We start from the raw sequence: 26,360 nt of genomic DNA on the forward strand, positions 1-26,360 counted from the left end.
CAGAACAGGAGGAAACCCCCGCGGCACTGCCCGCCTGAACGATCAACTCGAAGAATCACACGACGACGTCGTACACCACGTCCATGGACTTGACCTAGCCCTCCCCCGCATCGTCTAACGAGCCCCTGCAAGTGGATCCCACCAAAGCTCCGGCATGTTCCTCCGAATCTTTGGCGGCTCACGTTCCGTGTGTGTCGCCCACCCACACGTAGAAGGCTGGCCGGCTCACAGCATCCCGAGGGTGCATGAAACCCGAGACGGTTCACCGAGAGTGCGCGGGGCTGAGGGCCGCAAGTGCGGTTCGCCGACGGCCTCACGCGCACCGTGGACTTCTTCCGCGATTTGCCACTACCCCCCGTGATTCGCGGCGTGCTAGACGCGCTCACCGCAGGTCAGACGCCGCAAATCGCTGGTGGGGATCGGGTACCCGGGCACCTTCGAGGGCGACCGCGCGAACCATCTGCGCGTGTTTCAGCTCGAGATCCTTGAATCGCAGGTAGGTGCTGATCGCGGTGAACAAGAACGCGATGACGAGCGCGTACTCCAGCAGGTCGGCTCCGCGGTCGACACCGAGCCAGTTGGCGACAAGGGTCGTGTCGTTCGGTCGCACGATCGCGGAGACCGCCGCGAGCACGAACACGACGTAGCCCATCTTGACCCACGCCCGCGACCGCGCACTGCGCCGTGAGCTCAGCAGGTACACGAGCAGGACGACGATCGCGCCGATCAGCAGAACCTGAATCCACTTCACCGGCGCATCCTCTCTCGTAGCAGACCGTCGAAGATGATGTTGACGCCGTTGACCAGTGGCTGGCCCTTGGACATCGAGTAGTCGGTGTAGAGGATCTCGATGGGTTCTTCGGCGATGCGCCAATCGTTTTCGATGACTAGCACGACGATCTCGCTGGCATGCGCCATGCCGTTCATGGTCAGGTTCAGCGCGTCGGCGACAGTCCGGCTGAACACCCGCAGGCCGTTGTGGGCATCGGTCAGCTTCAGCTTTCGACTGGTTCGGCTGAGTTTGGCGATCACCGGCAGCGCTAGCCGTTTGAGCGTCGGCATGGTCTTGGGCACCGATCCCGCGAACCGGGTGCCGACGACGATGTCGAGGTCCTCGCGGGCGAGCCGGTCGATCATCCGGATGACGTCCTTGACGCGATGCTGGCCGTCGGCGTCGAAGGTGGCGAACACCCGGGCACCCGGTTGCGCGCGGGCGTACTCGACGCCGGTCTGGATGGCCGCGCCCTGGCCGAGGTTCACGGGATGGCGGACGACGTGGGCACCTGCGCGCCAGGCGCATTCGGCGGTGTCGTCGCGGCTGCCGTCGTCGACGCACACCACGTGGTCGAAGACGGTGCGGACGTCGGAGACGACGTCGGCGATGACGCTCGCCTCGGTGAAGGCGGGGATGACGATCCACGTGTCGTGGTACTGGTTCGCTGGCACGTCAATGCCGTTGGAGATTACCTGTTCGCCGGCGCAGGGACCCGCGCCCGCGCGACCACGTGCACGGCGATTCCACTCACCGGGCCGCAGAGCCGCGCGACGATCGTGCGTGTCTGGAGCTGCCACGGCAGGAGGAGCGGCAGCGTCGAGGCGAGCTCGCCCCGATCCACCCCGCGACGTGCTGGGGCCACTCATGAGGCCGCCACGGCGTCGGCGACGGCCTTGCCAAGGGTGTCGGTGCCAGCCGATCCACCCATGTCCGGGGTGAGGGTGTCCCCGCCCTTAGCCAGCACCGTTTCGATCGCCGCGAGTACTGCTGCGGCAGCGTGTTTTTCGCCAAGGTGTGCCAACATCATGGAGGCGCACCAGATTTGGCCGACGGGGTTGGCTATGCCTCGGCCGGCGATATCGGGGGCGGAACCGTGCACGGGTTCGAACAAACTCGGGAAGCGTCGCTCGGGGTTGATGTTGGCACTTGGTGCGATGCCGATGGTGCCAGTGCACGCCGGTCCGAGATCAGACAGGATGTCGCCGAACAGATTCGACGCGACGACGACGTCGAACCAGTCGGGATGCATGACGAAGTTCGCTGTCAGGATGTCGATGTGGTACTTGTCCACGTCGACGCCGGGATAGTTGGCGGACATCGCCTGCACCCGCTCGTCCCAGTACGGCATGGAGATCGATATGCCGTTGCTCTTCGTGGCCGAGGTGAGGTGCCGCTTGGGTCGGCTCTGCGCAAGGTCGAACGCGTACTGGAGGATTCGGTCGACGCCGACGCGCGTCATGACCGTCTCCTGCATGACGATCTCGCGGTCGGTGCCCTCGAACATTCTCCCCCCGACGCTGGAGTACTCGCCTTCGGTGTTCTCCCGCACAACGTAGAAGTCGACGTCTCCAGGTTCGCGGCCGGTCAGCGGACTCCGCACTCCCGGCATCAACCGCACCGGCCGTAGGTTGACGTACTGGTCGAAGGCCCGCCGGAACTGCAGCAGGCTGCCCCACAACGAGACGTGATCGGGCACCACCTCGGGCCACCCGACGGCACCGAAGTAGATGGCGTCGAAGCCCTTGAGCTCATCGAACCAGTTGTCGGGCAGCATCTTTCCATGCTTGACGTAGTACTGGGCGCTGGAGTGGTCGAAGTGCTCGAAGTCGACCTCGAAGTCGAACGCCGCTGCAGCCGCGTCGAGGACGCGCAAACCTTCGGGCACGACTTCGGTGCCGATGCCGTCGCCAGGGATGACCGCGATGCGGTGAGTGTTGGACATACTGAGGCATTCCTTTCGGACGGGATGGGCGGGTTGGCGGCTCTACGCTTACACGACTGGAGCGGGCAGTCGTGGGCTGCTTTCGCTTCCTGCCACCGCCTTTGCCGCAAGGGCGCAAATCGTCGTCGCCACGATCGGTAACGCGAACGCACCGTTGAGGCTGCACAGGTCAGCCAACCAGCCCATGGTTGCGGGGCCTGCAACGATGGCCAGGTAGCCGATGCCGACGACGTGCGACAGCGCCCTGGCAGATGTGCCGGGGACGTTGCCTGTGGCCGTCAACACCTGTGGGAGGCCGCCGGATAGGCCGATCCCCACCAGAATCCAACCCATGAAGGTGATCGGCAAGGAGCTCACCTGGGTGACGATCAGCAGGCCTGCCACAGACGACAGGCAGCCCCAACGCAGCACCGCTACTGGCCCGATGCGCGACGCCACGCGGTCAGTGCTGAACCGTCCTATGGTCATGGCCGTCACGAAGCAGGCAAGGGTCAGGGCCCCGTAGTCCGGCGAGGCGTCGAGATGTTGTTGGGTGTGCAAGCTACTCCAGTCGGTCATCGACCCTTCAACCAAGAGGAGCAGGAAGGACAGCGTGCTCAGTGCGGCGAGTTGCCATCGCTGGTTGCGCTTCGGACCGTCGGTGCTGTCGGCGGTCGACTCGGCAATCACCCCGCCGCGGGGGGTTGATCGAAGCAACGTCGGCGCGGCAGCACTGCTTAAGAGCAGTGTCAGGACCGCGATCGCCACGGCCGTGACGTGCATGTTCATCCCTGAGGCGAGGGCTACTCCACCGCACAAGGCGCCGACGACAGTGCCGATCGAGAACATTCCGTGGAAGGACGCCATGATCGGACGGCCATAGTCGCGCTCGACGGCAACTGCAGATGCGTTCATGCCCACTTCGCTGATGCCGACTGCGATACCCAAGAACAGCGCAGATGCGGCGACGGTCTGCGGTGTCGAGAGGACGAGTGGCGGTACGAGTGCGAGCGGAATGGCGGCGCCACCGACCGCTGCGACGCATCCACTTCCGTACCTGTCGACTGCGCGACCGCTGAATTGCATTCCGATGAGTGCTCCGACGCCGACGACGAGCAGAATGATGCCCATGGTCGACGACGTTGCGCCGATGACGTTCTTGACCACTGGGATGTATGCCGCCCACGTGCCGAGAACGATGCCGAAGGATACGAAGACACCAGCAGTGGCTACTCGTAGGCGTACCGGGTCGTCGTGCAGATCGGCCCGAACGTTTTTCATACTGAAGGCCTCCTGGCTGGCGCGGGACGGACGGCGTGGCGTGGTACCGCACGTGAACACTTCATTGGCCGCTCGTCGCCACCCTTGAGCCACCGACGTGGTTCGTCCGGTGCGCGCCTAGGGCTCCAAATTCCCCTGGAGACATCGAGGCGGAAATCCGTCAGATGAGCTCTAACTCGGAAAGCGGCAATCGTGGCGATGGCGGGGCCGATGTGTGGGCGATGTGGCTCGTCGGCGAGCTGCGGTGACTTCCGCTTGCCGGCGCACCGTCGCCGCCGAGCAGCACCCGTAGACGCTGGTGAGTGAGGTGCTCTGCATCCATAGCACTCGTCCGCGTGAAGGGTTCAGCTCCTGGAGCGGGCCCGTCAGTTGGTTGCCGATCCCGCCGTCCATGCGACGGACACTACGCGAATGTTGATTGTTAGACAATCGGAAGTCCGCCAATAGTCTATGCTCCCCACCAGTGGGCGCCTCCTTGGGCGCTCCCCAAGAAGGAGAATCACCGTGCCAGAGGGTCACGAAGAACTGTCTGACGACGAGAAGCACCTCGCGTCACTCGGCTACACCCAAGAGCTCAACCGCTCGTGGTCCAGCTTCAGCAACTTCGCCATCTCGTTTTCGATCATCTCGATCCTGGCGGGTTGCTTCACTTCATTCGGCCTCGGCTGGAACAACGGCGGCCCGGCCGCCATCGCCTGGGGCTGGCCCATCGTCTCGGTGTTCATCCTGATCATCGGAATGTGCATGTCCGAACTGGTCTCGGCGTTCCCGACTTCCGGCGGCATCTACTGGTGGGCAGCAAAGCTCGGCGGCGCCAAGGCCGGCTTCTACACCGGCTGGCTCAATCTCATCGGCCTGATCGCCATCCTTGCGTCCACGGCCTACGGCGCGGCGACGTTCCTCGACCTCACCCTCGGCACGTTCAGCGAGACGTGGCTGGCTGGCTACAGCCTGACGAGGGTCTTCGTCATGTTCCTGGTGATCTTGGCATTGTCGGCGACCATCAACATCTTCTCCTCGCACCTGCTCGCGGTCATCAACAACGTCTCGGTGTGGTGGCACGTCGCCGGCGCAGCCATCGTCATCGCGATCCTGATCGTGATCCCCGAGCAGCACGCGAGCCTGTCGGACGTGTTCGCCAAGACCATCAACAACACGGGCATGTTCGGCGGCGCCACCTCCGGTGTCGGGTGGCTGCTCTTCGTGCTGCCGATCTCGGCGATCCTCACCCAGTACACGGTCACCGGCTACGACGCGTCCGCGCACATCTCCGAGGAGACCAAGAGCGCGGCCGACGGTGCGGCCAAGGGCATCTGGCGAGCCATCTTCTACTCGGCCATCGGTGGCTGGATCCTGTTGCTCACCTTCCTGTTCGCGGTCAACGACTCCGACGCCGTCTCCGCGGGTGGCGGTGCGGTCGCGGTGATCTTCAGCCAGGCCATGAGCTCACCGTGGGTGGGCGTGGTGTTGCTGATTTCGACGGCCGGCCAGTTGTTCTGCCTCACTGCCGTCCAGACCAGTTGTTCGCGAATGTTGTTCGCCTTCAGCCGCGACCGCGCGGTGCCCGGACATCAGCTGTGGTCCAAGGTGAGCAAGAACAAGATCCCGGCCAACGGCGTGATCGTCACGGCGGTGATCGCGGCGATCATCACGTTGCCGGCGCTGGTCCAGGTCGACATCAACGGCGCACCCGTGCCGGTCGCCTTCTTCGCCGTGGCCTCCATCGGCGTCGTCGGTCTGTATCTGTGCTTCGCGGTGCCGATCTACTACCGCTGGAAGGCCGGCGACTCGTTCCCCATCGGCAGGTGGAATCTGCGTGGGCATCACAAGTGGATGGCACCGGTCGCACTCGTCGAGATCATCGTCACCTCGATCATCGCCATGTTCCCGACGTCGATGGGCGGCATGCCGTGGGACCCGAGCTTCGAGTGGAAATTCGTCAACTACACCCCGCTGCTCGTCGGCGGCGTGCTGATCCTGCTGTTCATCTACTGGCACGTGTCGGTGAAGAAGTGGTTCACCGGACCCATCAAGCAGGTGACCACCGTCGCCGACGAACTCGACCTCATCTAGACCGCTGACCCGCTTCGGCGACATACCGCCAGGCCCCTCTTGCCTCGACACCGAGGGGCCCGGCGCCGAGACCGGATGACGTACTAGCCGAGCAGTTCTCGAACGTCGGCGTCGGTGAGGACCGTTTCGAAGACGTCACCCTCGCCGACTGTGATCGTCATCAACTTCCCGGATGAGGGCCGCAAAGTCTTGCGACGTCCTCCGCGCGAACCTCGCTGTGGCGGAACGGATTCTGACGCTGAGTGCCCTCCTGAGCATTTTCTACGCGGGACGGGGATGAGCGACTGCGAGCAGCTGCGCCCTGCGGCCGTTTGGAGCGCAACGGGATGATCGAACGGGTTGTCGCGACGAGCGGGCCGGTCGTGGGAGGCTTCACCTAGCCGGGCGCGGGGTGGGCCATCTAGAGCGCGTCGAAATTCGCCGTCGAGGGTCTCACCGAGGTGTCGCCACTCGACATCGGAGTGCCGCCAGTGGACCCCGGAGTGTTTGGCGCCGACTTCCTCGATGGCCGATCCCTGAACCTGGCGCACCACATCATCGAGGAGTACGTCGCTACCGCCGGGCGCACCCGCGACGGCGCCGTCGTGCGCGACCGCACGCAGCAAGGCGACCCGGTCACGGCCGCCGCAGCGATCGTGGAGAACGCTCCGACGCTCGGCTGCGGCTACCGCTCGGGCGGACGCGGTTCGCGCGATCGAATCCAAACTCGCCCCATCGCAGCAGATTTGGACGCCATACGCCTCGTCGCGGCGTCCACGGGGTTCCAGTCACCAGCTCACCGCACGTGCGACCACCGCTCGTCCAACGCGCTCACGGCGCGCACACGAAGCTTGCTCGACGCTGCGGTCGGCCTACTGACGAAAAGCGGGTTGGCCGCGGCGATCACCGACGCCGTGAGTGCCCGAATGGGGGGCGAGCTACACCACGATGTACAGCCATGGCCGAATCGGCTAGCAGCTGCGGTGGAAGAGTTCGCCCGGCAGATGACCAACACGGTCACCGCTCCGCACACCGGCAGCACCGAGGGAGGCCTAGACGACCGCACGGGCATCATCGCCCAGTTCTACGCCACGCCCCAAGGCCACACGTACGCCGACCTCCTCGCTGCAGCCGTCACCGACCCGGTCGACGCTGAGCTGCTGCCAGTTCAGTTCCTGGCCAACGGCGTGAACCGGTCCTCACGGCGTGGGACCGAGAAGTCGATCGCGGTGACATCAACCCGCCCTGAATTCAAGCCGTCAACGACGCGCTCTTCAGACCCAATCATCGTCCGTCTCGTGTCCGGGGCATGCGCCACCGGGAGTCGACGCGGCCGACCTGATCGCTGACGACGTGCAGCGCGGCAGTCTCACCAGACGAGCGACGGACCCCGCCTCGATGCAGCGCACCGACGTCAGCAATTGCTGCGCGGGGCGGAACCAACACACGATCCGACCTGAACGGCTACCGCCCGCCGGGCACATGCGCGCACAGTTCTTCAACCCCACGCGTTTCCCGGGCTTCGGACTGCGGCGGCTCTTACCACCACCATCAGCTGATCCGAACTCCCAGAGGCTGGCCAAGCCGCGCCCTCACTTGGTTCGTCACCCGCCCGACCCCACCAAGCCGCAGGCAGCGCAATCACACGCCCTCCGACGCTCCTTGGGGATGTCCACGGCGATGCTGATCGGTGCCTGCGCGAAGCCGGTCGTCAACGACGCCATGTTGGGACGCTTGTTCGACACGCGGTTAGCGCCCCGCCACGACCCGAAACCAACGGCACCGCGTCGACGGACTGTCACCGATGCGTGTCGTGCCTGGCCTCAATCCCGCACTTTGCAGCACGTGTTCACTCGGTTGCGCGACGGGCGACGTTGTAGAAGCGAGTCTCCTGGTATTCCTCGAGCCCCTCGGCGCTCCCCTCCCGGCCCATACCGCTGTGTTTCATCCCGCCGAACGGTGCAGCTGCACTGGAGGGCACACCTTGGTTGATCCCCACCAATCCGGTGTGCAGCGCATCGGCGACGTTGAGCGCGCGATCCAGATTCTCCGTGAAGACGTAGCCGGCGAGGCCATAGACAGTGTCGTTGGCGCGGGCGATGGCTTCGGCTTGAGTCGTGAAGCGCTGGACTGCCGCGATGGGACCGAAGATCTCGGTGTTGGCGACCTCAGCGATGACCGGCACCTGATCGAGAAGGGTCGCTTCGAAGAAGTAGCCTCTGCCTGCGATAGCCTTTCCGCCGGTGCGCACGGTCGCGCCGTTGCCGACGGCGTCGTCGACGAGCTTCTGCATGCTTGCCACCGCACGGTCGTCGATCAGCGGGCCAAGGTCGACGTCGTCGGCGAGGCCATCGCCGACGCGTGCGGCCGCCAGCTTCTCGGCCAGCCCCTCGACGAATGCGTCTGCGATACCTTCCTGGACGAAGATGCGGTTCGCGGCGATGCACGACTGACCCCCATTGCGCATCTTCGCCGCGAAAGCCCCATTGACGGCGCGCTCGAGATCGGCGTCGTCGAACACGATCAGCGGCGCGTTGCCGCCGAGTTCCATGGAGGAACGCAAGACGTTGTCCGCGGCGAGCCGTAGCAGCACCTTGCCGACACCGGTGGAGCCGGTGAAGGACACCTTCCGCACCCGGGCGTCGGTGAGGACCGCTTCGCTGAACGCAGGCGCGTCATCGGTCGTGACGACCCGGACGAGTTCGTCGGGAACCCCGGCTCGTCGCGCAAGGTCGACAGCGAATAAGGTGGCCAGCGGCGTCAGCATCGCAGGTTTGATGACCACGGGGCACCCCGCCGCCAAAGCCGGTGCAATCTTTCGTGTCGCCATGGCGAGCGGAAAGTTCCACGGTGTGATCATGACTGAGAGCCCGACAGGAGCGCGGCGAGTCAGCAACGTACCACCGCCCGTCGGTAGGTCCCGAACATTGCCTCCCGGGCGCACGGCTTCCTCGGCGTACCAACGGACGAAGTCGCTGCCGTAGGTCACTTCTGTGCGGGATTCAGCGAGCGGCTTGCCCATCTCCCGGGTGATGAGCAAGGCGAGCTCGTCGGCGTGCTCGATCAGCAGGTCGTACCAGCGGCGCAGGACATCGGCACGCTCCCGCGGAGTGCGTGCGGCCCACTCGCGGCCGGCTTCGTCCGCTTCCGCCACCGCGCGAAGCGCGCCGTCGACGTCCATATCGGGTACGGCTGCCACCAAATCGCCTGTGGCAGGGTTGAAGACGTCGGCATTGCGCGCGCCTTTGGCCAAGCTCAAGGCAGCTACCACGGCATCGGCCGCGGCAGCCCGCTGTGGGTCGGCGATTCGCACGCTGGTCTTCGCCGTCGGTTCGGTTCTCACTTGGACTCCTCCTCAATCAGAACGTGAGAGATGGCGCCGACGTACTGAGTCAGTTCCTCGTCGGTCGTGATGAAGGGAGGGCTTAGTTGCAGCGTGTTGCCGCGCAGGGGGCGTGAGATGAACCCGATGTCGATCAACCTGTCCGCAACGACTTCCGCGGACAGGTCCCCCCGCAAGGTGACACCCCCCAGGAACCCGGCCACACGAATATCAGCCACGCTGGGGCGGTCGGCGAACAGCTGGTCGAGCTGTTCGCGCAACAGCTGTTCGAGCTCACCGGCCCGCTCTACCAGGCCGTCGCGCTCCAGCACGTCGAGATTGGCCATGGCCACTGCGCAGGCGGTGGCGTGACCCGCGTAGGTGGCTCCGTGCCGGAAGATCGGCGTAGCGCCGTCGTCGACGTAGAAGGGCTCCCAGACCCTTGGGGACACAAGCACGCCGCCGAGTGGCGCGTAACCCGAGGTGACACCCTTGGCGAAGGTGATGAGGTCGGGGCTCAATCCGAACCTATCCGCGGCGAACATCGAGCCGGTTCTGCCGAATCCGGTGATGACCTCATCCAAGACGAAGAGGATGTCGTTTTCTCGACACAGCTGTTGGAGCGTTTCCAGATAGCCCACTTGAGGAGGGTTGACACCGCCGGTGCCCTGAATGGGCTCGGTCACGATGGCCGCGATGTTCTCAGCGCCTACGTCCGCGATCACGCCCTTGAGGGCATCAACGTCGTGCACGGGCACCCGACGTGTCTCCGGCACGAGAGAGTCGGTGCCATAACCGTCGCGGTTGAACTCCAGGCCGGCGATGCTGGTTCCGTACGCATGCAGACCGTGGTAGGCGAACTCACGGCTGATGATCGTGGTCTTGCTGGTGCGCCCCTCGCGCTGCCAGTGTCGGCGCGCGAGCTTGCACGCGACATCGATCGCGTCCGAACCACCTGAATTCAGGATCACCTTCGGGTTGTCAATCGGTGACATGGTGGCGAGTCGGTTCGCGAGCGCCAAGGCTTGGTCGTTCACGAACCGGCCGAAGATGTGGTAGGTCTCGAGCTTCAGCATCTGAGTAAGCGCGGCGGCGGCAAGGTCGGGATGACTGTGACCGACATTGGCGTGCCACAAACCGGCAGTACCATCGAACAACCGTTGCCCATCCGCGGTGTAGACGTAGCACCCCTCACCGCGTTCGATCACCAGTTGTCGGCCGAGCACAGACGGAAGATGCGCTTGGGCGGACCACAATGCTGGCCCATCGAGAATGCCTGAATTTACCGACACGGCAGTACCTTTCGAAATGGAATCGCTGAAGTCCGGCCACCGGCGGAGCCCTCCTGCAACTACGGCCCGTCCTCGACGGTGGTCACCGCGCTCACCTCGTCGTGCGCGACCGACTGGCACGCAACCTTCGGTGGTAGACACAACGTACTGCGGCAAACCATTTCATGAAAAGCGACGCTTTTGAACATATACCTGTCAGTATTTCTTACATGTCTCAGAGTCCTGGCGCGGGCGTCGGCTGATGTTGGATGTACGCAAGCTGGTCTTACTTCGCGAGGTGCAGTTGCGCGGGAGTATCACTGCGGCAGCGCAGGCGCTGTCCTATTCGCATTCCGCGGTATCGCAGCAGCTGAGTGCCTTGGAGGCTCAGGCCGGCGTACCACTCTTGGAGAAGGTCGGCCGGGGCGTCCGGCTCACCAATGCCGGCGAGGAGCTGGCACGTCACGCCGAGGACATCGTGGCCATACTCGAACGCGCGGAAAGCGACCTGGCGTCCAGTGACACCAACGTTCGCGGTGTGCTGCGACTGGCCGCATTCACCACCGTCAGCCGCCTGCTGGTTCCCCGTTTAATCTCCCGCTTGCATGAACTCCACCCGCAGCTCGATGTTCGGTACCGGCAAGTCGAGCCTGAACCCGGTCTGCGGCTGCTGTCGTCACGCCGGACCGACGTCCTGTTGGTCGACACTTACCCCGGCACTTCGCGTACGACTCCTCCGGACCTGCACGCCGAAACGCTGCTGGAGGATCCCATTCGGGTGTATCCGCCTGCCAATTCGAGCGCGTCACGTCTCGAACAGTTGAAGCGTGCCCGCTGGGTGCTTGAGCCAAGCGGCACGGAGGCGAACGCCTGGACTCGAAATATCTGCCGTCAGAACGGCTTCGAGCCGGATGTGGCGTTTGAGTCGCCGGATCTCTTGTTCCACCTCCGGATGGTTCAGGCAGGTGTGGCTGCAGCCTTTCTGCCTGACCTACTCGTACGCGGCGCTGGTGTGGACGTGGCTTCGGCTGCTCTCGCGGACTTTCACCACTTGCGCGGCATCTCGTTCGTTTGCCGCTCCGGCGCCGAGCGACGTCCCTCCGTGACCGCCTGCCGAGCGGCGTTCGCCCAGCTGCTCGCTGATGGACGAGGGTGAGCAGCGGCGAATCTCCGTCGCTGCCGACCCGCCGCTGTCTGATCCGATGTCATCCAGAGGACCGTCCAGGGCGAGCCGCTTGATGACGTTCACGGTCGTCGCAGCGACATCGTTGGACTAGGCGATCCGCCGCAGGCTTGGCACCCATGCCAATGACGACCGACCACATCGTCCATCAGATTCTGGTGGCTGAGATGCACGATGTTGCCGCGCAACGGAGGTGCTCGGGACCGTCCTTCCGGCGATGGCACCGCGAGTGCCGCCCAGACCCGCCGCGGGTGTGGACCGACACCGTCACGGCGTCCGACCGCCGCAGCCGTCCCCCGGCGCTCCGGTCGAACTGCGAGTCACGGCGGTAACCGAGGCGTGCACGTCCGACGGCACGCTCGAGATGGTGGTGGTGAACGGCATCGACCGCCACACGGCGCTGGCTCGAACTAGCCCGGATCGAGTTCGCTCCTCACCACCGACTCGAGCTCGGTGAGCAGCCGGTCGGCATCCGCGGCGCGGAACGCCATCGGCGGGCGGATCTTCAGAACGTTTCCGTGGTAGCCGGAAGCGGAGATGAGCACGCGACGGTCGCGCAGACGGTTGACGATCGATGCCGCCGCCCGCGGATCCGGTCGGCCGGGGTGCTCGGTCGAGCCGACCTCCACGCCGATGAAGAGGCCAGCGCCTCGCACGTCGGTGAAACGTGGGTCGTTGCCGGTGATCTGGGCTATGCCGTCGCGAAGCGCCGCACCCACTCTCCCGGCGTTGGCGATCAGCTCTTCGTCGCGTATCACGCGTAGCACCTCGTGCGCTGCGGCGATGGACACCGAGTTGCCACCAAATGTGTTGAAGTACCGGATGTCTCGGCCGAACTCGGTGAGCAGGTGCGGGCGGAACACCCCGGCCGCGATCGGCAGCCCGTTACCCATCGGCTTTCCAATGGTCACGATGTCTGGTGTGATTCCGTGTCGCTGGAATCCCCACCACGTGGTGCCGGTGCGTCCGAATCCTGGTTGTACCTCGTCGGCGATCCACAGCCCGCCGGCGGCGTGCACCTCCTCCACGGCAGCGGCCAGGAAGCCCGGGGGGTCTGCGAACACGCCGTCGGAGGAGAAGATGCTGTCTGCCATCAGTGCGCTGAGACCGAATCCGTGCCGGCGTAGATCCGCGATCGCACGTCGCACCTCGGTCGCCAGATGAGCCGACAGGTCACCAGCCGCCAACCGCGGGTCCGGGGCCGAGATCGTCCGCACGTAAGGGCCGAGCGGAGAATTCTCACCCAGTGAGGGCGAGCATGCGGCGACCGCGGCCGTCAGACCGTGGTAGGCGTTTGCCGTGACGATGACCCCCTCACTGCCCGTCACCCGTCGCGCCACCCGTAGCGCGAGGTCGTTGGCCTCCGAACCGGTACTGGTGAAGGTGACGTTGCCGAGGTCGTCGGGAAAGGTACCGAGGAGGTCCTCGGCGTAGTCCACGACCATGTCCTGGACGTAGCGGGTGTTGGTGTTCACCAACTGCATCTGCCGGTGAACGGCGTCGACCACTCGCGGATGGGAGTGCCCGACGCACGGCACGTTGTTGTACGCGTCTAGGAATTCGTTGCCGGCTGAGTCATACAGGTAGGTCCCTTGCCCCCGGACGACTTCGACTGGGACGTCGTAGAAGAGCCGATATCCGGGTCCGAGCACCCGCTCGCGGCGCTGCACCTTCTGCCGCAGTGCCGAGGGAAGCTCGTCGAGCCGCTCACGATCGAATCCGTTGGCCATGGTTACCGGTCCCGCGTCCGATCCGACTAAGCCTCGGGTCATCACGTCTCCTCCCTACTTGGTGGACATCGTCCTTGGGGCGGCCACATCAGGCCAGTCGGTCATCCCGGTGATTGGTCAGCCTTGCGCGCCCCCGATGGCCTTGCAGCGTGTCCAGGACCTCCCGCGGATGGAGCGCGACCAGCTGTGCCAAAGTCGCCCAGGTGTACTGGGATCGCTTCCATCCGTAGCCGCCTTGGAGGGCTGCATTCCTCGACGCCCACGTCACTCCGTTGAGCGCAAGGCGGAGCGCAGCCATCGGGTAGAGCACCGACAGTTCGAGTTCGGTCAGTTCGACCACCTCGCCGAATCCGTTGACCACGGTTGCGAGCGCCGCCACGGGATCTGACTTCCTGAGCATGGCGTAGCCCCCGGCGATTGCGACCTCGCTGACCCTGGCCGAGAACAGTGCGTCGGTGAAGTCGATGACCCCGGTGAGCTCTTGGGCGCCGGATGAATCGACCTCGGCAAGGACGTTGTGGTCGTTCAGATCCTGGTGGATCACCGAACGTGGCAGGTCCGCGATTCGTGGTGCGACGATGTCGTCGAACCACTGCAACACGGTTTCGACGCTACGGCGATCCTCGTCATCTGCGACGGCGTCGAAATGCGTCGCAATGGCCCGAGGTGCAGCCAAGAGGTCCCATTCATGGGTAGTTCTGAGCTCCGGCCGGGGGGTCATCCCCTGCAAGGCGACGACGATGCGACCCGCAGCTCGACCCCATGCCGCGAGGAGATCGGCTGTATGACTGGGAATCTCACCCACGATTCGTCCGGGAAGCCAGGAATAGCAGGACACCAACCACGGATCGGCGCCCAGCGACAGAGGAGCGGTGTCGGACCCCGATGGATCTCGCATCACGCGGGGCGTGGGCAGATCCGAAGACGGTTCGCATCGGTCGAGCAAGTCGTGCTGCCAACGCACCTGTGCGCGTTCCACGTCGTCGTCGGGAACCGTCTTCGCGATGAAACGCCGGCCGTCCTCGGCTATTAGGCGATAGGTGCGGTTCAACTCACCACCAAGCTGGCTCACCCGCTCGATGCCACACCCCAGCAATTCAGCCGCAGCGGTGGCAACGGCGACGTTCGAATCGACCTGGTCGGTAGACGCTTTGGACATGAAACCCCAGTTCGGTGGCGTCGTTTCGAATCGACTTCACGGGCAGTGCAGAAGCTTCACCGCGGTGCCGCTCCTCACCCACCGTATCGGGTAACCATAGTATTGGTCAATTGGTCACCAATAGTGGGTGGGGATCGCTCCACCGCTCGAGGCGAACGGCCGACTGAAGCAGCAACCCACTTCGTCGCAGACCGTCCTGTCAATTGTTGACGATTTACAGGGCGGTAACCTGGACCGATGACCACGTTCACGGAACCGTTCGAGCGGCTGGACGCAGAGCAGATACGGCCACTGCTCAACGAGGTATACGGGGTCGAAATCGTGGGCACCCCAATACGATTGCCAACGGAACGCGACGACACGTACCGCGTGGCTACGCCCCTTGGCGACGGCTACGTGGTCAAGGTAGCCCATCCCGGCGACCATCCGCGCATCGTCGACTTACAGGTCGCGGCCCTACTTCACGTCGGTCGTCAGGATCCCCGGCTGCCCCTGGAGCGGATCCTGTGCGCCGTCGACGGGCAACGACTACCCAGCGTCGAAATGCGCGACGGCCGCCGCAGGATCATGCGGGTGACGACCTTCCTGCCCGGTCGAACCTTGAGGTCCGTTGAGCCCTCGCCTGGACAGCTTCGCCAATGCGGCCGGGTGCTGGCGCGAATGGCGAACGCCCTCAACGACTTCGACCACGAGGCAGCAGACCGTCACTTGATGTTCGACCTACAGAACTTCGGTGAACTCGCCGCCATGCGCCGGCTTTCCGACACCCCGGCCGTGCGTTGGGTCTTCGACTGGTTCGAATCCGTCTTCCAGTCCGCGGCAGCCGAGCTCCCCAAACAGGTGGTGCACGGTGACTTCAGTCTCGACAACATCCTCGTCGACCCCGACGCGGACACCTTCGTCCAGGGGGTATTGGACTGGGGTGATGTGATGCGTTCCTGGCGCGCCGCCGATTTGGCGAGCGGGCTGGCGTCTCAGGTGGCCGCGGACGGCGACGCGTGGGAGCGCCCCCGGCACATGATCGACGGATACCGCGAGGAGTGCGCGATGACCGACGCCGAGTCCGAATTGATCCGCGGTATGGTGGCCATGCGGGTCGCTCAGCGGCTTCTGATGGCCCTCCATCTCAGCGCAGCGATGCCGGAAAACGCCGAATACCTATCGCGCAACGTCGAATGGAGTGCCGCGCAGTTGTCGAACCTCGTCGACGCCTAAAGCATGGATGGCCAATCAGCCGAGTGCCTGATGAGGCGCACGGCTGGCTCTAGCGCACCGTGGTCATTCGCCGGTGCGCTCCAGTAGGCGGGCAGACCGTGCGGCGTTCTGAATTCGTGCGGTGTTGTCGAGGTGCGCGTCGATCTCGTCATAGAGCGCAAGGAGATCCTTGCCGCGGAGGGCTCGAATCAAAACCTGGTGCTCATGGGCCAATTCGACCCGCTTGGGGTACGCGGAGTCGAGTGCGGCGATCGCCATCCTCGACTCGATGAGCAGCGTGCCGTACATCCCCGCGAGACGCGGACTGAAGTGGCTGTCCACCAAGGTCTGGTGGAAGCTGATGTCGAGGTCTACCAACTCCGCCCACGAGCAGTGTCGCTTGGCTGCCAACTTCATCTCCTGCACGATTCGCTCGAGGCTGCCGAAGACCGCGGCGTCCCTCGATCGCCAGAGGTTCGCGGCACACTCCTTCTCGATGGCGCCCCGGGCCACGAAGACATCCCGCACGTCGTCGTCGGAGAGTTCCTTGACCACGACGCCCCGATTGAAGTTGTTGACCGCGATGCCCTGCTGAACCAGCTGGCGAAGTGCTTCACGCACTGGCCCCCGGCTGACGCCCAGTTGGTCGGCCAGCGTGGCCTCGCGAAGTGGCTCACCCGGGCGGAATGACCCGATGCGGATGCCTTCTCGCAGCTGATCGGCAATCTGGTCGACAGTCCCCTCCCTCTTGAGGCGAACCAACGGGGCGTCACTCACGCCACGAAACTCAGTGTCATCGACAACCCCGTCTTGTGTCCTCTTTCGCGATGCCAAAACGGTAGCACCCAAATTCGGCGGCGAATTGGCGACGAGCCGACCCGCTACGCGCCCGCATGATCGACGCGACAAAGGTCAGGACGTCGTTTCGGTGAGTACCGCATCCAGCTCCTGCAGAAAATGTTGCGCGTTCTGCGGCGAGAAGACCAATGGCGGCCGAATCTTCAGCACGTTCTCGAAGGGTCCGGTGTTGCTCACCAGGATGCGCCGCTCACGCAAGCCGTTCACCACGAACGCGGCCAACTGAGGCGCGGGGGCACCCGTCACGGGGTCGACCAAGTCCACCGCCACGAACAGTCCGGCTCCGCGCGCGGTCGTTGCGCATGCGTGCTGCCGCGTCAGTTCGGTGAGCCCGTCGAACATCCGCCGTCCCACTGCGCGAACGTTCTCGAGGATGTCGTCGTTCTCGAAGACGTCCAGCATGGCGTTGGCGGCACTGATGCACACCGAATTGCCCGCGGATGTGTTGAAGTAACGGATGTCGCGGCCAAATCGGGCGGCATGCTTGCGCTGCGTCGCCACGGCGGCCAGGGGCAGTCCGTTGGCCATCGGCTTGCCCATGGTGACGAGGTCGGGAGTGATGCCGTGACGCTGGTAGCCCCACATCACTTCGCCGGTGCGACCGAAGCCCGCCTGCACCTCGTCCGCGATGAAGAATCCGCCAGCTGCGTGAACCACGTCGACGACCGGGTTCAGGAATCCGGCTGGACCGGTGATCAGCCCATCGCTGGAGAACACGGTGTCGACGAGCAATGCCGCAAGCCGCATTCCTTGCCGCTCGAGGTGGGCGATGGCTTCCGCCACACGCGAGGCCATCTTGGCGCCAACGGTGTCGGCGTCCTCGTCGGTGGCGTAGTCCGGTGCGTCGATGGTCACCGTCTTCGTCCCGAGGGGAACGTTCCGGCCCAGCGTCGGTGACATCTCGGCAATGGACGCCGTAAGACCGTGATAGGCGTTGGACGTCACGATGACGGCGTCACCGCCGGTCTCATACCGTGCCATCCGGATGGCGAGATCGTTGGCCTCGCTGCCTGAACACGTGTAGAGCACCTGGTCGATGGCCGGGTCGTGAGTCGCCAAGAGCCGCTCGCTGTAGTCGACGAGCGTGGGCGTGAGATACCGCGTGTTGGTGTTGAGGATTCCCGCTTGCCGCGAAATGGCCTCCACCACATGGGGATTACAGTGGCCGACGGCGGGAACGTTGTTGTAGGCGTCGAGGTACTCGTTGCCCTCAGCGTCAAACAGATGGACGCCTGCGGCTCGCACCACCTCGACCGGGGTGCTGTAGAACAGGCGGTTGCTCGGAGCGATGACATTGCGTCGACGTTCCACCAGCGAACGCAGCGCAGGCTTCAGGTTCGCGGCGCTGGCCGGATCGAATGCGTTAGGCATCCCCGCCGAGACGCCGGTCTCGGCCTTGTTCCCGGCCGTGGACTCAGTCGTGGTCATGCGCCATCCCTTCGGGGATCCCGGCCAGTGTGCATTGATCTGTCCATGGGGCAGCGCGCCTCTCAGGGAGAGCGGCGCGCTGCCCCCGGATGGCTAGGGTTGGCGCAGGGTGCGGATCAGCTTCTTGTTCGCGAACTCGTCGATCCCATGACGCCCGAGTTCACGCCCGAAGCCTGAACGCTTGATCCCACCGAACGGCAGCTCCGCACCTTCGCCGCCGAAGCCGTTGATGTAGACCATTCCCGCCTCGAGTTGCTCAGCAACCCGGTGGGCCTGCTCGGCATCGGTGGTGAAGAGGTAGGAGCCGAGTCCGAACGGGGTGTCGTTGGCGATCCTGATCGCCTCGTCCTCGTCCTGAACGCGGAAGACCATCGCCACCGGGCCGAAGAACTCCTCGTAGAACACGTCACCGCCAGGTTGGACGCCGGTGAGCACCCCCGGGGGGAACCAGGCCCCGTCGCGTTCGCCGCTGGTCTGCAACGTAGCTCCGGAGGCCACGGCACGGCCCACCTGGTCGCTCAGCCGCTCCGCGGCGACCAGCGAGGACACCGGGGACGCGGGTCGCGCCAACATCTTCGCGGTGTATCGCGCGACGAAGTCGTCGTACAACTCGTCGAGGACGATGACGCGCTTGCCGGCGTTGCAGGACTGACCGGTGTTCTCCATGCGCGCCTCGAAGGCTGCGTCGACGGCCTCATCCATGTCGCTGACGCCGAGGACGATGAACGGATCCGATCCACCGAGTTCGAGGACGACCTTCTTCAGGTTGCGGCCGGCGATCTCTGCGACGGCCGCCCCCGCTCGCTCGGAACCCGTGACCGAGACGCCTTGCACGCGGGGATCTCCGATGATCCGCTCGACCTGCTCGTTGGTCGCGAACACGTTGTTGTACGTTCCCGCCGGGAACCCCGCGTCGTCGAACAAGCCCTGCAGGGCGAGACCGGATTCCGGACACTGCGGGGCCGGTTTGAGCAGGATCGTGTTGCCCAGCGCGAGGTTCGGTCCGGCGAACCGCGCCACCTGGTAGTAGGGGAAGTTCCACGGCATGATGCCGAGAAGTACTCCGACGGGACGCCTTTGGACGACCGCGGTACCCGGCCCGCTGGTGACGTCGATCGTCTCGTCGGCCAGGAATGCGGCGGCGTTCTCGGCGTAGTAACGATAGATCGAGATGCACACGCCGATCTCGCCGAGCGCGTCCTCGCGAGATTTCCCCATCTCCTTCTGGATGATCTCGGCGAGTGCGTCCTGACGCTCTTCGTGGAGTTGGGCGAGGCGTTGCAGGAGCGCCACCCGCTCCTCGATCGTCTGGCGAGCCCACGTCTTGTAGGCGCCGTGGGCGGCGTCGAGTTTCGCGTCGATCTCGGCGTCGGTGTCGACCGGGTAGGACGTCAGCTGCTCGCCGGACCTCGGATCGATCACGGTGTAGCTGCTCATGGCTGTCTCCTCATAGTGTTGTTTCGTTGACGTGCAGTGGATTTCGTGACTCCCGACGAGGAGCGATCCGAGTCGAGGGCACGGACGACAGTGGGCTGGCGGGGCAGGTGGAGACTGGCGGGCGACGGGATGGGTTCACCGATGTCGATCCGCCGGTGCCCACTGCTCGGCATCGACCGTCAGTACCGCCGGTGCCCGGCACGGCCAGGGGAGAGCCCGTGTCCAACTTCGCTCAGTCGGCGATCTGATCCAGGGGTTCCTTGGCCACGAAGCGTTTCAGGACGTTGCCGGTGATTCTCGCCACGTTGTTGTCGTATCCGTTGTGCGACAGGGCAGCCGTCCACGCGATCGACCCGACGGAGAAGAAGCCGCCTCCGCCCTCGAGTGCCCCGAGGACCATGTCGGACCGGACGTAGGGGTGTTCAGTACCGCCCTGTCCGGGCAGATTTTCGTACACTTCCTCGATGACGACCAGGAAGGCGTCGGTCAACGGCCCGGAGGTCGCGAGGACCAGGGTGCCCGGCGGAGAGCCTAGGGCCGGATCGTAACAATCGATTTCGGCCCCCGCCGCTCCCCCGCCCATGATGCCGAAGTCACCGATGATCTCATCGTCACCGATTCCCTCGAATACGAACGAAGCGAGGGGATCACGGCTGTCTTCGAGCCGCTCGTAGTGGGTCGAGCGGTCGAATCCTTGCGCGGCGAAGCCGACGCCGGTCAAGCGTTGAGGAGCCTTGCCCTTGTGCCGCCACAGTCCCGCCATCTCCCCCGAAGTGGCGTGCCGTCGTTCGCCGTAATTCGACTGGTGGGGTCGGGTGCCCCCGGCGGATCGGCGGAGTTCCAGCACGTACGGCTGATCCGGCACGAACGATGCGGTCGCGAAGAACCCGTTGCCGCCCAGGTACATCAACCGACCGCCACGTGCGGTGAACAGGTCGAGCGCGTCGAGTTCGCCGCGGGTGACGTACTCAGGATGTGCGCCGGTGATCACTACTTTGTAGTCGGCCAGCAGCTCGTAGCCGCCTGCGTCCAGGTCTTCGTCGGTGATGACGTCGAACTCGCAGTCGAGTGAGTCAAGCCAGTGCACGATGCACAGATCTGCCGGCAGGCCCCAGACGCCGTTTGCCCCGTACCACGCCCGGTGCTTGGGCTGGAGTGTGATGATCGGCTTGCGGACGCTGCTGAATACGACACCACTGCCGTCGTTGTGGATCTCGTAGCAGCACCGTCCGAATTCGGGGTGGTTCTGTAGATCGACGTCATTCTGGTTGAGGATCGGGGTGTGCGACACGATGACCTCGGCGCCGTCGGCTTCGAATGCGGTCCGGTCGTTGGCGTAGGCAAGATAGGTGGCGGTCGGAAGCAGCAGTGCCACCTCCTTCTTCCGGCTGCCGGGCCCCACGATGAACGGGACGTAGTGCGCTTTGTCGTGCGCCATTAGGCGGGCGGCGTACACGCCACTGGGGAGGTCGTCGGGGACCGCGAAAGTGAACGCGACGGGCCATTCGGCGTCGGCGATGTCGTCGTCGTGGAAGTGGATCGCGTCGAACTCATCGGGTGCGTGGCGAAAGTCCTCCGACAGCCCCGCGTAGAACGGCCCGGTGACGGCGCGTATCGGCGCGTTGAAGCACCGACCATGCAGGTTGTTGTCCGAGAGGTCGACGACATCCCACAGCAAGAGGCCGTCCTCGGACGACGAGCGACCGAAGTGCCAACGTGCGAGGAGTTCGGCACCGGAGCCGTCGATGGGGTCCCCGCCCCGGGTGACGGTGAGGGCGCCGATCTTGCCGTTGAACGGTGCGACGGCGAGCCACCGGTCGCCGTCGCGGCGGGCGAGTGCTGCGATCCGGAATGGATGAGCACTTCGGGCGGGGGTGCCTTCACCCAATGCAGCAGTCGCCTCGTCGACGTCGATGGGCGAGGCTTGATCGGAGAATTGGTTCATGCAGTTGGCGATGGGCGTCTGCGTCAGCTGGACTTCGCCCGCGCCGCCCCCGAAGTGCAGATCGAGTCGGTACCAGTGGTTTGCCTGCAGGACGCTCGCGGTGGAGAGAGTCCGCGGCTGCCCGTCCTGGCCCCACAGCACGGTGGGCACGCCGTCGTCCAGCACGAGCGCGTAACCGGTTGCGGTGTCCTCATCCCATGTGCCACAGATCGTTTGACGCTTGTTGGTCAGACTCATGGAGTTCTGCGTGACGTGGTATGCGCCGATGTTGTCGGCGCGGTCGGACAACGGGAGCGTCGCGTAGACGTACACGCTGATCGCCACGTCGGCTGGGTCGGCGAGGACCGACTTGGGGTCGTCGATCTCGACGAACGACCCTGGCTGGCAGACGTGGTGTTCACCCGCGTAGCTGCCCGCGAAACTTGCGCCCGGCACGTCGTACTCGACGAACCCGGGGCCGGCGGACCCGGTGTAACCGTGACTCAGCCGGACCAGCGAGGCGTCATACCGAGTCGGCTCGTCGCTGCTGACGTGGAACGACAGCGTCTCGCCTGGGCGGGCAGAGAAGCGATCGGTGTAGCCGAAGATCGTGGTGGGGTCGTGCTTCATGGTTCAACCTGCCTATTCAGCGGTATCGACGAAACGGGCTAGACGACGGCGCAATACGGTGCGCGCGGCCGCTGTGTAGTCGTCGAAGACGTCGTCTTCGACGATCATGTTTCCTGGTGCACCGATGACGATCTTCCCGATCGCCCACGCGTCATCGCCTGGCGCGAACAGAACTTCCTTGCCAGCGATGGGCAGACTGCGCAGGTACCGGAGCACCCGAGCGGTGCGATCGGTGTGGGGTCCGAACGGGTTGGCGTCCAATTCGGCGGCGACGACGTCGTCGTGTTCGGCGGTGACCCGCTCCAGGGTCCGCCGGGCGTGAAGTCGAGCCAGTTCCGCAGTGCGATCGGTTGCCTTGCGTCGGGTCGTGGTGGTCATCTCAGCGCTCCTTCTCGGCGGCGACGACTGGGGTGCCGTGCGACTGGTCAGCCGCTGTGTGGGGGGTGTCCGATGCGCCGTCGATGTCCGATTGCGCCAGCGACCGGCCGGTCGCGCGGAAGTACACGGCGATCAGAACGCCGATGCCCAACCAGATCAGCCCGACGAGCTTGGCGTTGAAGCTGCCGCTCCACAGAGCGTAGATCAGCACGGCGGCACCGAGGATGGGAGAAACGTAGTGGGCGAATATCTTTCGGCTCTTCATCTTTACCCCGAAGTGCACCAGAACGCTGACGTGGAGCATGATGTACGCGGTCAGGGCGCCAAAGGTGACCAAGCTGGTGAGCAGCGCCGGGTTCTCGATCCCGAAGATTCCCACGGCCAGAGACACCACCATGATGAAGATCATCGCGTTGGCCGGGACCTGGGTCTTCGAGTTCACCTTCGCCAGAAATTTCGGCAGCTGACGGTCGCGGGCCATGCTGAACACGAGGCGCGACGAGATGCCGTTGGAGGCAACGATGTTGGCGAACAGCGCGATCAGCGCCGTCGTCAGGGTGACGACGATCTGGAACCAGTTCGCCATGACCTGACCGGTGATGTTGTAGAAGGCGTTGTTGGTGTCATCGCCGTCGGCGAAGACTGTGCCGTTGGGGACGAAGATCGCGGCGAGGTAGACCTGGAGCACGAACAGTGCGGTGCAGATCCAGAGCACGATCATGGTGGCCCGTGCGACGGTCGGGCCGCCGCCTTTGGCTTCCTCGTTGAGCGTGGAGATGCCGTCGAAGCCGCAGAAGCTCAGTGCGGCGATCGGAATGGCACCGAAGACGACCGACCAGGTGAACGTGTTGGAGCTGAAGATCGGATCGAAGGAGAAGTGGCCCTTGCCCTGCGCCACGGCCACCAGCGCCCATACGCAGAAGATGGCTAGGACGACGAGCTGGATGACGAGGAAGATCTTGTTCATCGACGCGGTGAACGTGATGCCGCGCAGGTTGATGGCGGCGGTGACGACGACGAAGACGATGATCCAGATCCAGGCTGGCATGCTCGGCACCAGCGACACCATGGCGGATGCCGCGAAGACTGACAGCAAGGCCGGCATCAGGAGGTAGTCCAGCAGAATTGCCCAGCCGGACAGGAATCCGACGAACTGGTTGATGCCGTATCGAACGTAGGAGTAGACCGAACCCGCGATGGGGAAGGTCTTGGCCATTTCCCGGTAGCTCACCGCGCTGAACACCATGGCAATCGCGGCCACGAGGTACACCAGGCCGACCGCGCCCGCGGAGAAGTTGTACACGATGCCGAACACGGCGATCGGCGCGATCGGCACCATGTAGATAAGGCCGAAGATGACCACGTCGGCCAAGCTCATCGCTCGCTTCAGCTCGGGGTCGTACCCGAGTTTCTCGAGTTCGGCGTTGGCCGAAGTCCCGCTGTCGTCGTTCGAACTCATGATTCGTTCCTTCCGTGAGTGACGGGATTCCGCGCTATTCGCAGTTCGGAACCCGGCCGGGCAAGTGCAGCCATAGGCACCTGTTCCGCGGCCGGCGGCTGTGTCGTCACAGAACTATGGTGAACTGAAGGTAGCCAGCGCGTGGACGCGCCGACATAGGTACTTTTACCGATGCCCGGCGCTCCTGAGCGGAGCGCCCCGACACCGACGGCCGCCGACCTCGGACCCCCCGAATCCTGGCGGTCGGTGCACGCCATCGTCGCCGAGCCGATCTCCACCGTCTGGTCGGCGACTTGAGCCGGCCGTCTCGCCGTCGTCGGTGCGCTCGCTGCCGTCAGACATTCTCCGTCACGGCAGTCGGCAATGACGCTCGCTCGATGGTCCGCCACGACCGCTCAGCGGGACCTCCACCCCGATCGACTGCCACACGTCGGGTCGGCGGCTCGCGCCGAGGCGAATTTCTCCGCAACGCCGCGCTGTGTGTGTTGACTCACACCTTCCGAGCGACCTAAGCTGATTGTCAGATTGACCGACAATCAGTTGACGAACGACTCTGGTCTCACATTTGAAGGGTAGGCGATGGGCCCCAGCCGTCGTGACGGTGCCGACATGTACGCGCTGTCGGCGAAATTCGGCACCACCCGACTGCCGGCGTGGGTTCGCACCGCAGCCTGGTCCGCGGTGGCGGTCTCTGTCCGTTGCAGGCTCGTGGGCCGCGGCGTTCGGCGGACTTCGACCGCCGAGTACCAGGCGGCCGGAGCGCTGGCCGGTCCCGCGGGGTTGCAACCGCACCTGCCCGACTTCCTGCCGACGGGGTACGCCCTCACCGCGGCGTCAGCTTTCAAGGGTGGCGGAGGAGTGGAGTTCGTCTTTCGGTCACCCGACGGCGAGCGATCCTTCCGCTTGACGCAGCGAGCCTGGTTCGTCCCGCTGACCGAGGAGATGCAGTTGGCGAAGGTCCCCCATACACGCGTCCGGGGGGTTGGCAACGACCTGTTCGTGCTGCCCGGCGAGTTCTACGAAGAGCCCATCGACCATGGGTTCTGGCATCAGACGCGCTGGGCGACCGCCTGGCAGCGTGGGCCCCTCGTCAGCCAGTTCCGGTGCGTCCGCGGGCGCGCCCCATCCGCAGCAACGCTCATCCGCTGCTCGCTCGACGATCGGGAACCACCCTTCACCAACTACCGACCTCATGAAAGGGATGAACTATGAGCTCTCACAGACGATTCGGTCTTCTCGGCGGCGCCTCGGGACGCGTCGACGACAGGTTCGTGATGAGCCGGCGCCGCGCGCTCGGCCTGGCCGCCGGTGCCACCGCCGCCGCTGTCGCCGGTCCGGCTCTTGCCGCCTGTGCGCAAGGAGGTGGCGGAGGTGGCTACAAGGTGGCCATGATCGTCCCTACCTATGACGCGGTGCGCTGGAAGGCGGCCGATGGCCCGTTCTTCATCAAACAGGCCGAAAGCCTGGGGATGAGTCCCATGCCGATCCAGTCCTCGAACAATGATGTCGACCTGCAACTCAAGCAAGTCGAGAATGCGCTCAATCAGGGTGTCGAGGGACTGGTGCTCGCACCGGTGAACGTCGACGCGGCGAAGGCTTCGGTCCAGATGGCCAATACTGCGGGTGTTCCCGTGGTCGCCCACAACTACGTCGTTCCCGACGTCAAGCTCGCTGGGGTTTCGGCGCGCGACGGCGTGGCACTGGGGGTCATGCTCGGCAACGCCATGGTCGCGGTGGCGCCCGAAGGAAACTACGTCATCGCCAAGGGTGAAGAGGGCACCGACATGGCGCAGCTGAAGGCCGAAGGTGGGATGAAGGTCCTCCGGCCGCGCATCGACAGCGGCGCGATCAAAGTGGTGTCGGATCAGTGGAATCGAGCCTGGTCCGGCGAACTCGCACAGAAGCAGGTGGAACAGGCACTGACCCTGACCCGCAACCAGCTTGCCGGCGTGCTCTCCTACTGCGACTGCATGACGTACGGCATCGTGCAGGCCATCCGCACGCAGGGACTCGCCGGCCGCGTCATCGTTTCCGGCGAGGACTGCGAGCCGGAGATGCTCAAGCTCATCCTCTCAGGAGACGCGCACGTCAGCGCGTGGACGGCGTTCGACCAGATGGGCAAGAACTCGGCCACGCTGCTGCACAATGCGCTTGAGGGCAAGAGCTGGGACGGCGACACCTACGACAACGGCAGCGGCGAGCGCATTCCGTTCTTCAAGACTCCGTTGAAGAACGTGTCCAAGGACGGCTCGCTGCCCGATTCGATCTCAGTCGCGCAGTTCGTGAACGAAAACCCATGGTGGACAACGCCTGCCGCCGTTGGGTTGTGAACCGACGACATCTACCCGCATCGACCCC

At 64.7% G+C, this 26,360-nt stretch carries 21 protein-coding genes and 1 pseudogene; 7 read left to right on the forward strand and 15 right to left on the reverse strand.

Annotated elements, in window-relative coordinates; genetic code table 11:
• Positions 1 to 382 precede the first annotated feature (382 nt).
• The 5 genes and pseudogenes from ABZ195_RS27545 to ABZ195_RS27565 all read right to left on the reverse strand — a co-directional run bounded on the left by ABZ195_RS27545 (position 383) and on the right by ABZ195_RS27565 (position 4,070).
• Positions 383 to 751, reverse strand: a complete 369-nt coding sequence (locus ABZ195_RS27545; protein WP_355223076.1) for a DUF2304 domain-containing protein — start codon at positions 749 to 751, stop codon at positions 383 to 385.
• Positions 748 to 1,464 carry a glycosyltransferase family 2 protein gene (locus tag ABZ195_RS27550; protein ID WP_355223093.1) on the reverse strand — a complete coding sequence of 239 codons (717 nt, stop codon included), beginning with the start codon at positions 1,462 to 1,464 and terminating at the stop codon, positions 748 to 750. Before ABZ195_RS27550 ends, ABZ195_RS27545 begins: the two co-directional genes overlap by 4 nt.
• A pseudogene (locus ABZ195_RS27555) lies at positions 1,464 to 1,601 on the reverse strand (hypothetical protein); the annotation flags it as partial. The pseudogene ABZ195_RS27555 and the gene ABZ195_RS27550, both read right to left, overlap by 1 nt.
• Before the next feature lie 36 nt (positions 1,602 to 1,637).
• Positions 1,638 to 2,717: a tartrate dehydrogenase gene (locus tag ABZ195_RS27560; protein ID WP_355223077.1), complete on the reverse strand. Its 1,080-nt coding sequence runs from the start codon at positions 2,715 to 2,717 to the stop codon at positions 1,638 to 1,640.
• A gap of 48 nt (positions 2,718 to 2,765) precedes the next feature.
• Positions 2,766 to 4,070, reverse strand: coding sequence for an MFS transporter (locus ABZ195_RS27565; RefSeq protein ID WP_355223078.1), 1,305 nt, complete (start codon positions 4,068 to 4,070; stop codon positions 2,766 to 2,768).
• A gap of 411 nt (positions 4,071 to 4,481) precedes the next feature.
• Between ABZ195_RS27565 and ABZ195_RS27570 the strand changes: the two genes are divergently transcribed.
• Entirely contained in the window at positions 4,482 to 6,050 is a 1,569-nt protein-coding gene (locus ABZ195_RS27570) for an amino acid permease (protein WP_355223079.1), read from the forward strand.
• A 482-nt stretch (positions 6,051 to 6,532) separates the two neighbouring features.
• Complete coding sequence (locus tag ABZ195_RS27575) at positions 6,533 to 7,378, forward strand: hypothetical protein (protein ID WP_355223080.1); 846 nt, start codon at positions 6,533 to 6,535, stop codon at positions 7,376 to 7,378.
• A 500-nt stretch (positions 7,379 to 7,878) separates the two neighbouring features.
• On the opposite strand, the gene ABZ195_RS27580 is transcribed toward ABZ195_RS27575, so the two are convergent.
• On the reverse strand, positions 7,879 to 9,372 hold the full coding sequence (locus tag ABZ195_RS27580; RefSeq protein WP_318972289.1) for an NAD-dependent succinate-semialdehyde dehydrogenase: 1,494 nt from the start codon (positions 9,370 to 9,372) through the stop codon (positions 7,879 to 7,881).
• Positions 9,369 to 10,643 carry an aminotransferase class III-fold pyridoxal phosphate-dependent enzyme gene (locus ABZ195_RS27585; RefSeq protein ID WP_355223081.1) on the reverse strand — a complete coding sequence of 425 codons (1,275 nt, stop codon included), beginning with the start codon at positions 10,641 to 10,643 and terminating at the stop codon, positions 9,369 to 9,371. The genes ABZ195_RS27580 and ABZ195_RS27585 overlap by 4 nt, the downstream gene beginning before the upstream one ends.
• A gap of 241 nt (positions 10,644 to 10,884) precedes the next feature.
• Here ABZ195_RS27585 and ABZ195_RS27590 point away from each other — a divergent pair, with 241 nt between their 5' ends.
• Positions 10,885 to 11,778 (forward strand): LysR family transcriptional regulator, encoded by an 894-nt coding sequence (locus tag ABZ195_RS27590; protein WP_355223082.1) that lies wholly within the window; start codon positions 10,885 to 10,887, stop codon positions 11,776 to 11,778.
• 437 nt (positions 11,779 to 12,215) lie between these two features.
• Here ABZ195_RS27590 and ABZ195_RS27595 read toward each other — a convergent pair whose 3' ends face one another.
• Both ABZ195_RS27595 and ABZ195_RS27600 read right to left on the reverse strand, forming a co-directional pair.
• Entirely contained in the window at positions 12,216 to 13,577 is a 1,362-nt protein-coding gene (locus ABZ195_RS27595) for an aspartate aminotransferase family protein (protein ID WP_355223083.1), read from the reverse strand.
• Between the two features lie 46 nt (positions 13,578 to 13,623).
• A complete protein-coding gene (locus ABZ195_RS27600; protein WP_355223084.1) occupies positions 13,624 to 14,694 on the reverse strand; it encodes a phosphotransferase in 1,071 nt (356 codons plus the stop codon).
• 237 nt (positions 14,695 to 14,931) lie between these two features.
• Here ABZ195_RS27600 and ABZ195_RS27605 point away from each other — a divergent pair, with 237 nt between their 5' ends.
• On the forward strand, positions 14,932 to 15,909 hold the full coding sequence (locus ABZ195_RS27605) for a phosphotransferase (protein ID WP_355223085.1): 978 nt from the start codon (positions 14,932 to 14,934) through the stop codon (positions 15,907 to 15,909).
• A 63-nt stretch (positions 15,910 to 15,972) separates the two neighbouring features.
• On the opposite strand, the gene ABZ195_RS27610 is transcribed toward ABZ195_RS27605, so the two are convergent.
• The 6 genes from ABZ195_RS27610 to ABZ195_RS27635 all read right to left on the reverse strand — a co-directional run bounded on the left by ABZ195_RS27610 (position 15,973) and on the right by ABZ195_RS27635 (position 24,002).
• Positions 15,973 to 16,665, reverse strand: a complete 693-nt coding sequence (locus tag ABZ195_RS27610; protein WP_318972278.1) for a GntR family transcriptional regulator — start codon at positions 16,663 to 16,665, stop codon at positions 15,973 to 15,975.
• Positions 16,666 to 16,800: 135 nt separating this feature from the next.
• Positions 16,801 to 18,117, reverse strand: coding sequence for an aspartate aminotransferase family protein (locus ABZ195_RS27615; protein ID WP_355223094.1), 1,317 nt, complete (start codon positions 18,115 to 18,117; stop codon positions 16,801 to 16,803).
• A 150-nt stretch (positions 18,118 to 18,267) separates the two neighbouring features.
• Complete coding sequence (locus ABZ195_RS27620) at positions 18,268 to 19,611, reverse strand: NAD-dependent succinate-semialdehyde dehydrogenase (protein ID WP_318972276.1); 1,344 nt, start codon at positions 19,609 to 19,611, stop codon at positions 18,268 to 18,270.
• Positions 19,612 to 19,843: 232 nt separating this feature from the next.
• Positions 19,844 to 22,165, reverse strand: coding sequence for a N,N-dimethylformamidase beta subunit family domain-containing protein (locus ABZ195_RS27625; protein ID WP_355223086.1), 2,322 nt, complete (start codon positions 22,163 to 22,165; stop codon positions 19,844 to 19,846).
• 12 nt (positions 22,166 to 22,177) lie between these two features.
• Positions 22,178 to 22,543: a hypothetical protein gene (locus tag ABZ195_RS27630; RefSeq protein ID WP_318972272.1), complete on the reverse strand. Its 366-nt coding sequence runs from the start codon at positions 22,541 to 22,543 to the stop codon at positions 22,178 to 22,180.
• 1 nt (position 22,544) lies between these two features.
• On the reverse strand, positions 22,545 to 24,002 hold the full coding sequence (locus ABZ195_RS27635; RefSeq protein WP_318972270.1) for an APC family permease: 1,458 nt from the start codon (positions 24,000 to 24,002) through the stop codon (positions 22,545 to 22,547).
• A gap of 171 nt (positions 24,003 to 24,173) precedes the next feature.
• Between ABZ195_RS27635 and ABZ195_RS27640 the strand changes: the two genes are divergently transcribed.
• The 3 genes from ABZ195_RS27640 to ABZ195_RS27650 all read left to right on the forward strand — a co-directional run bounded on the left by ABZ195_RS27640 (position 24,174) and on the right by ABZ195_RS27650 (position 26,332).
• Positions 24,174 to 24,299: a hypothetical protein gene (locus tag ABZ195_RS27640; RefSeq protein WP_355223087.1), complete on the forward strand. Its 126-nt coding sequence runs from the start codon at positions 24,174 to 24,176 to the stop codon at positions 24,297 to 24,299.
• Positions 24,300 to 24,581: 282 nt separating this feature from the next.
• Positions 24,582 to 25,214 carry a hypothetical protein gene (locus tag ABZ195_RS27645; protein ID WP_318972268.1) on the forward strand — a complete coding sequence of 211 codons (633 nt, stop codon included), beginning with the start codon at positions 24,582 to 24,584 and terminating at the stop codon, positions 25,212 to 25,214.
• The gene (locus ABZ195_RS27650; protein WP_355223088.1) at positions 25,211 to 26,332 is read left to right on the forward strand and encodes a substrate-binding domain-containing protein; all 1,122 of its coding nucleotides are present in this window, start codon (positions 25,211 to 25,213) and stop codon (positions 26,330 to 26,332) included. Before ABZ195_RS27645 ends, ABZ195_RS27650 begins: the two co-directional genes overlap by 4 nt.
• Positions 26,333 to 26,360: the final 28 nt, after the last annotated feature.

Source organism: Mycobacterium sp. NPDC006124, from assembly GCF_040614235.1.
Taxonomy (GTDB): Bacteria; Actinomycetota; Actinomycetes; order Mycobacteriales; family Mycobacteriaceae; genus Mycobacterium.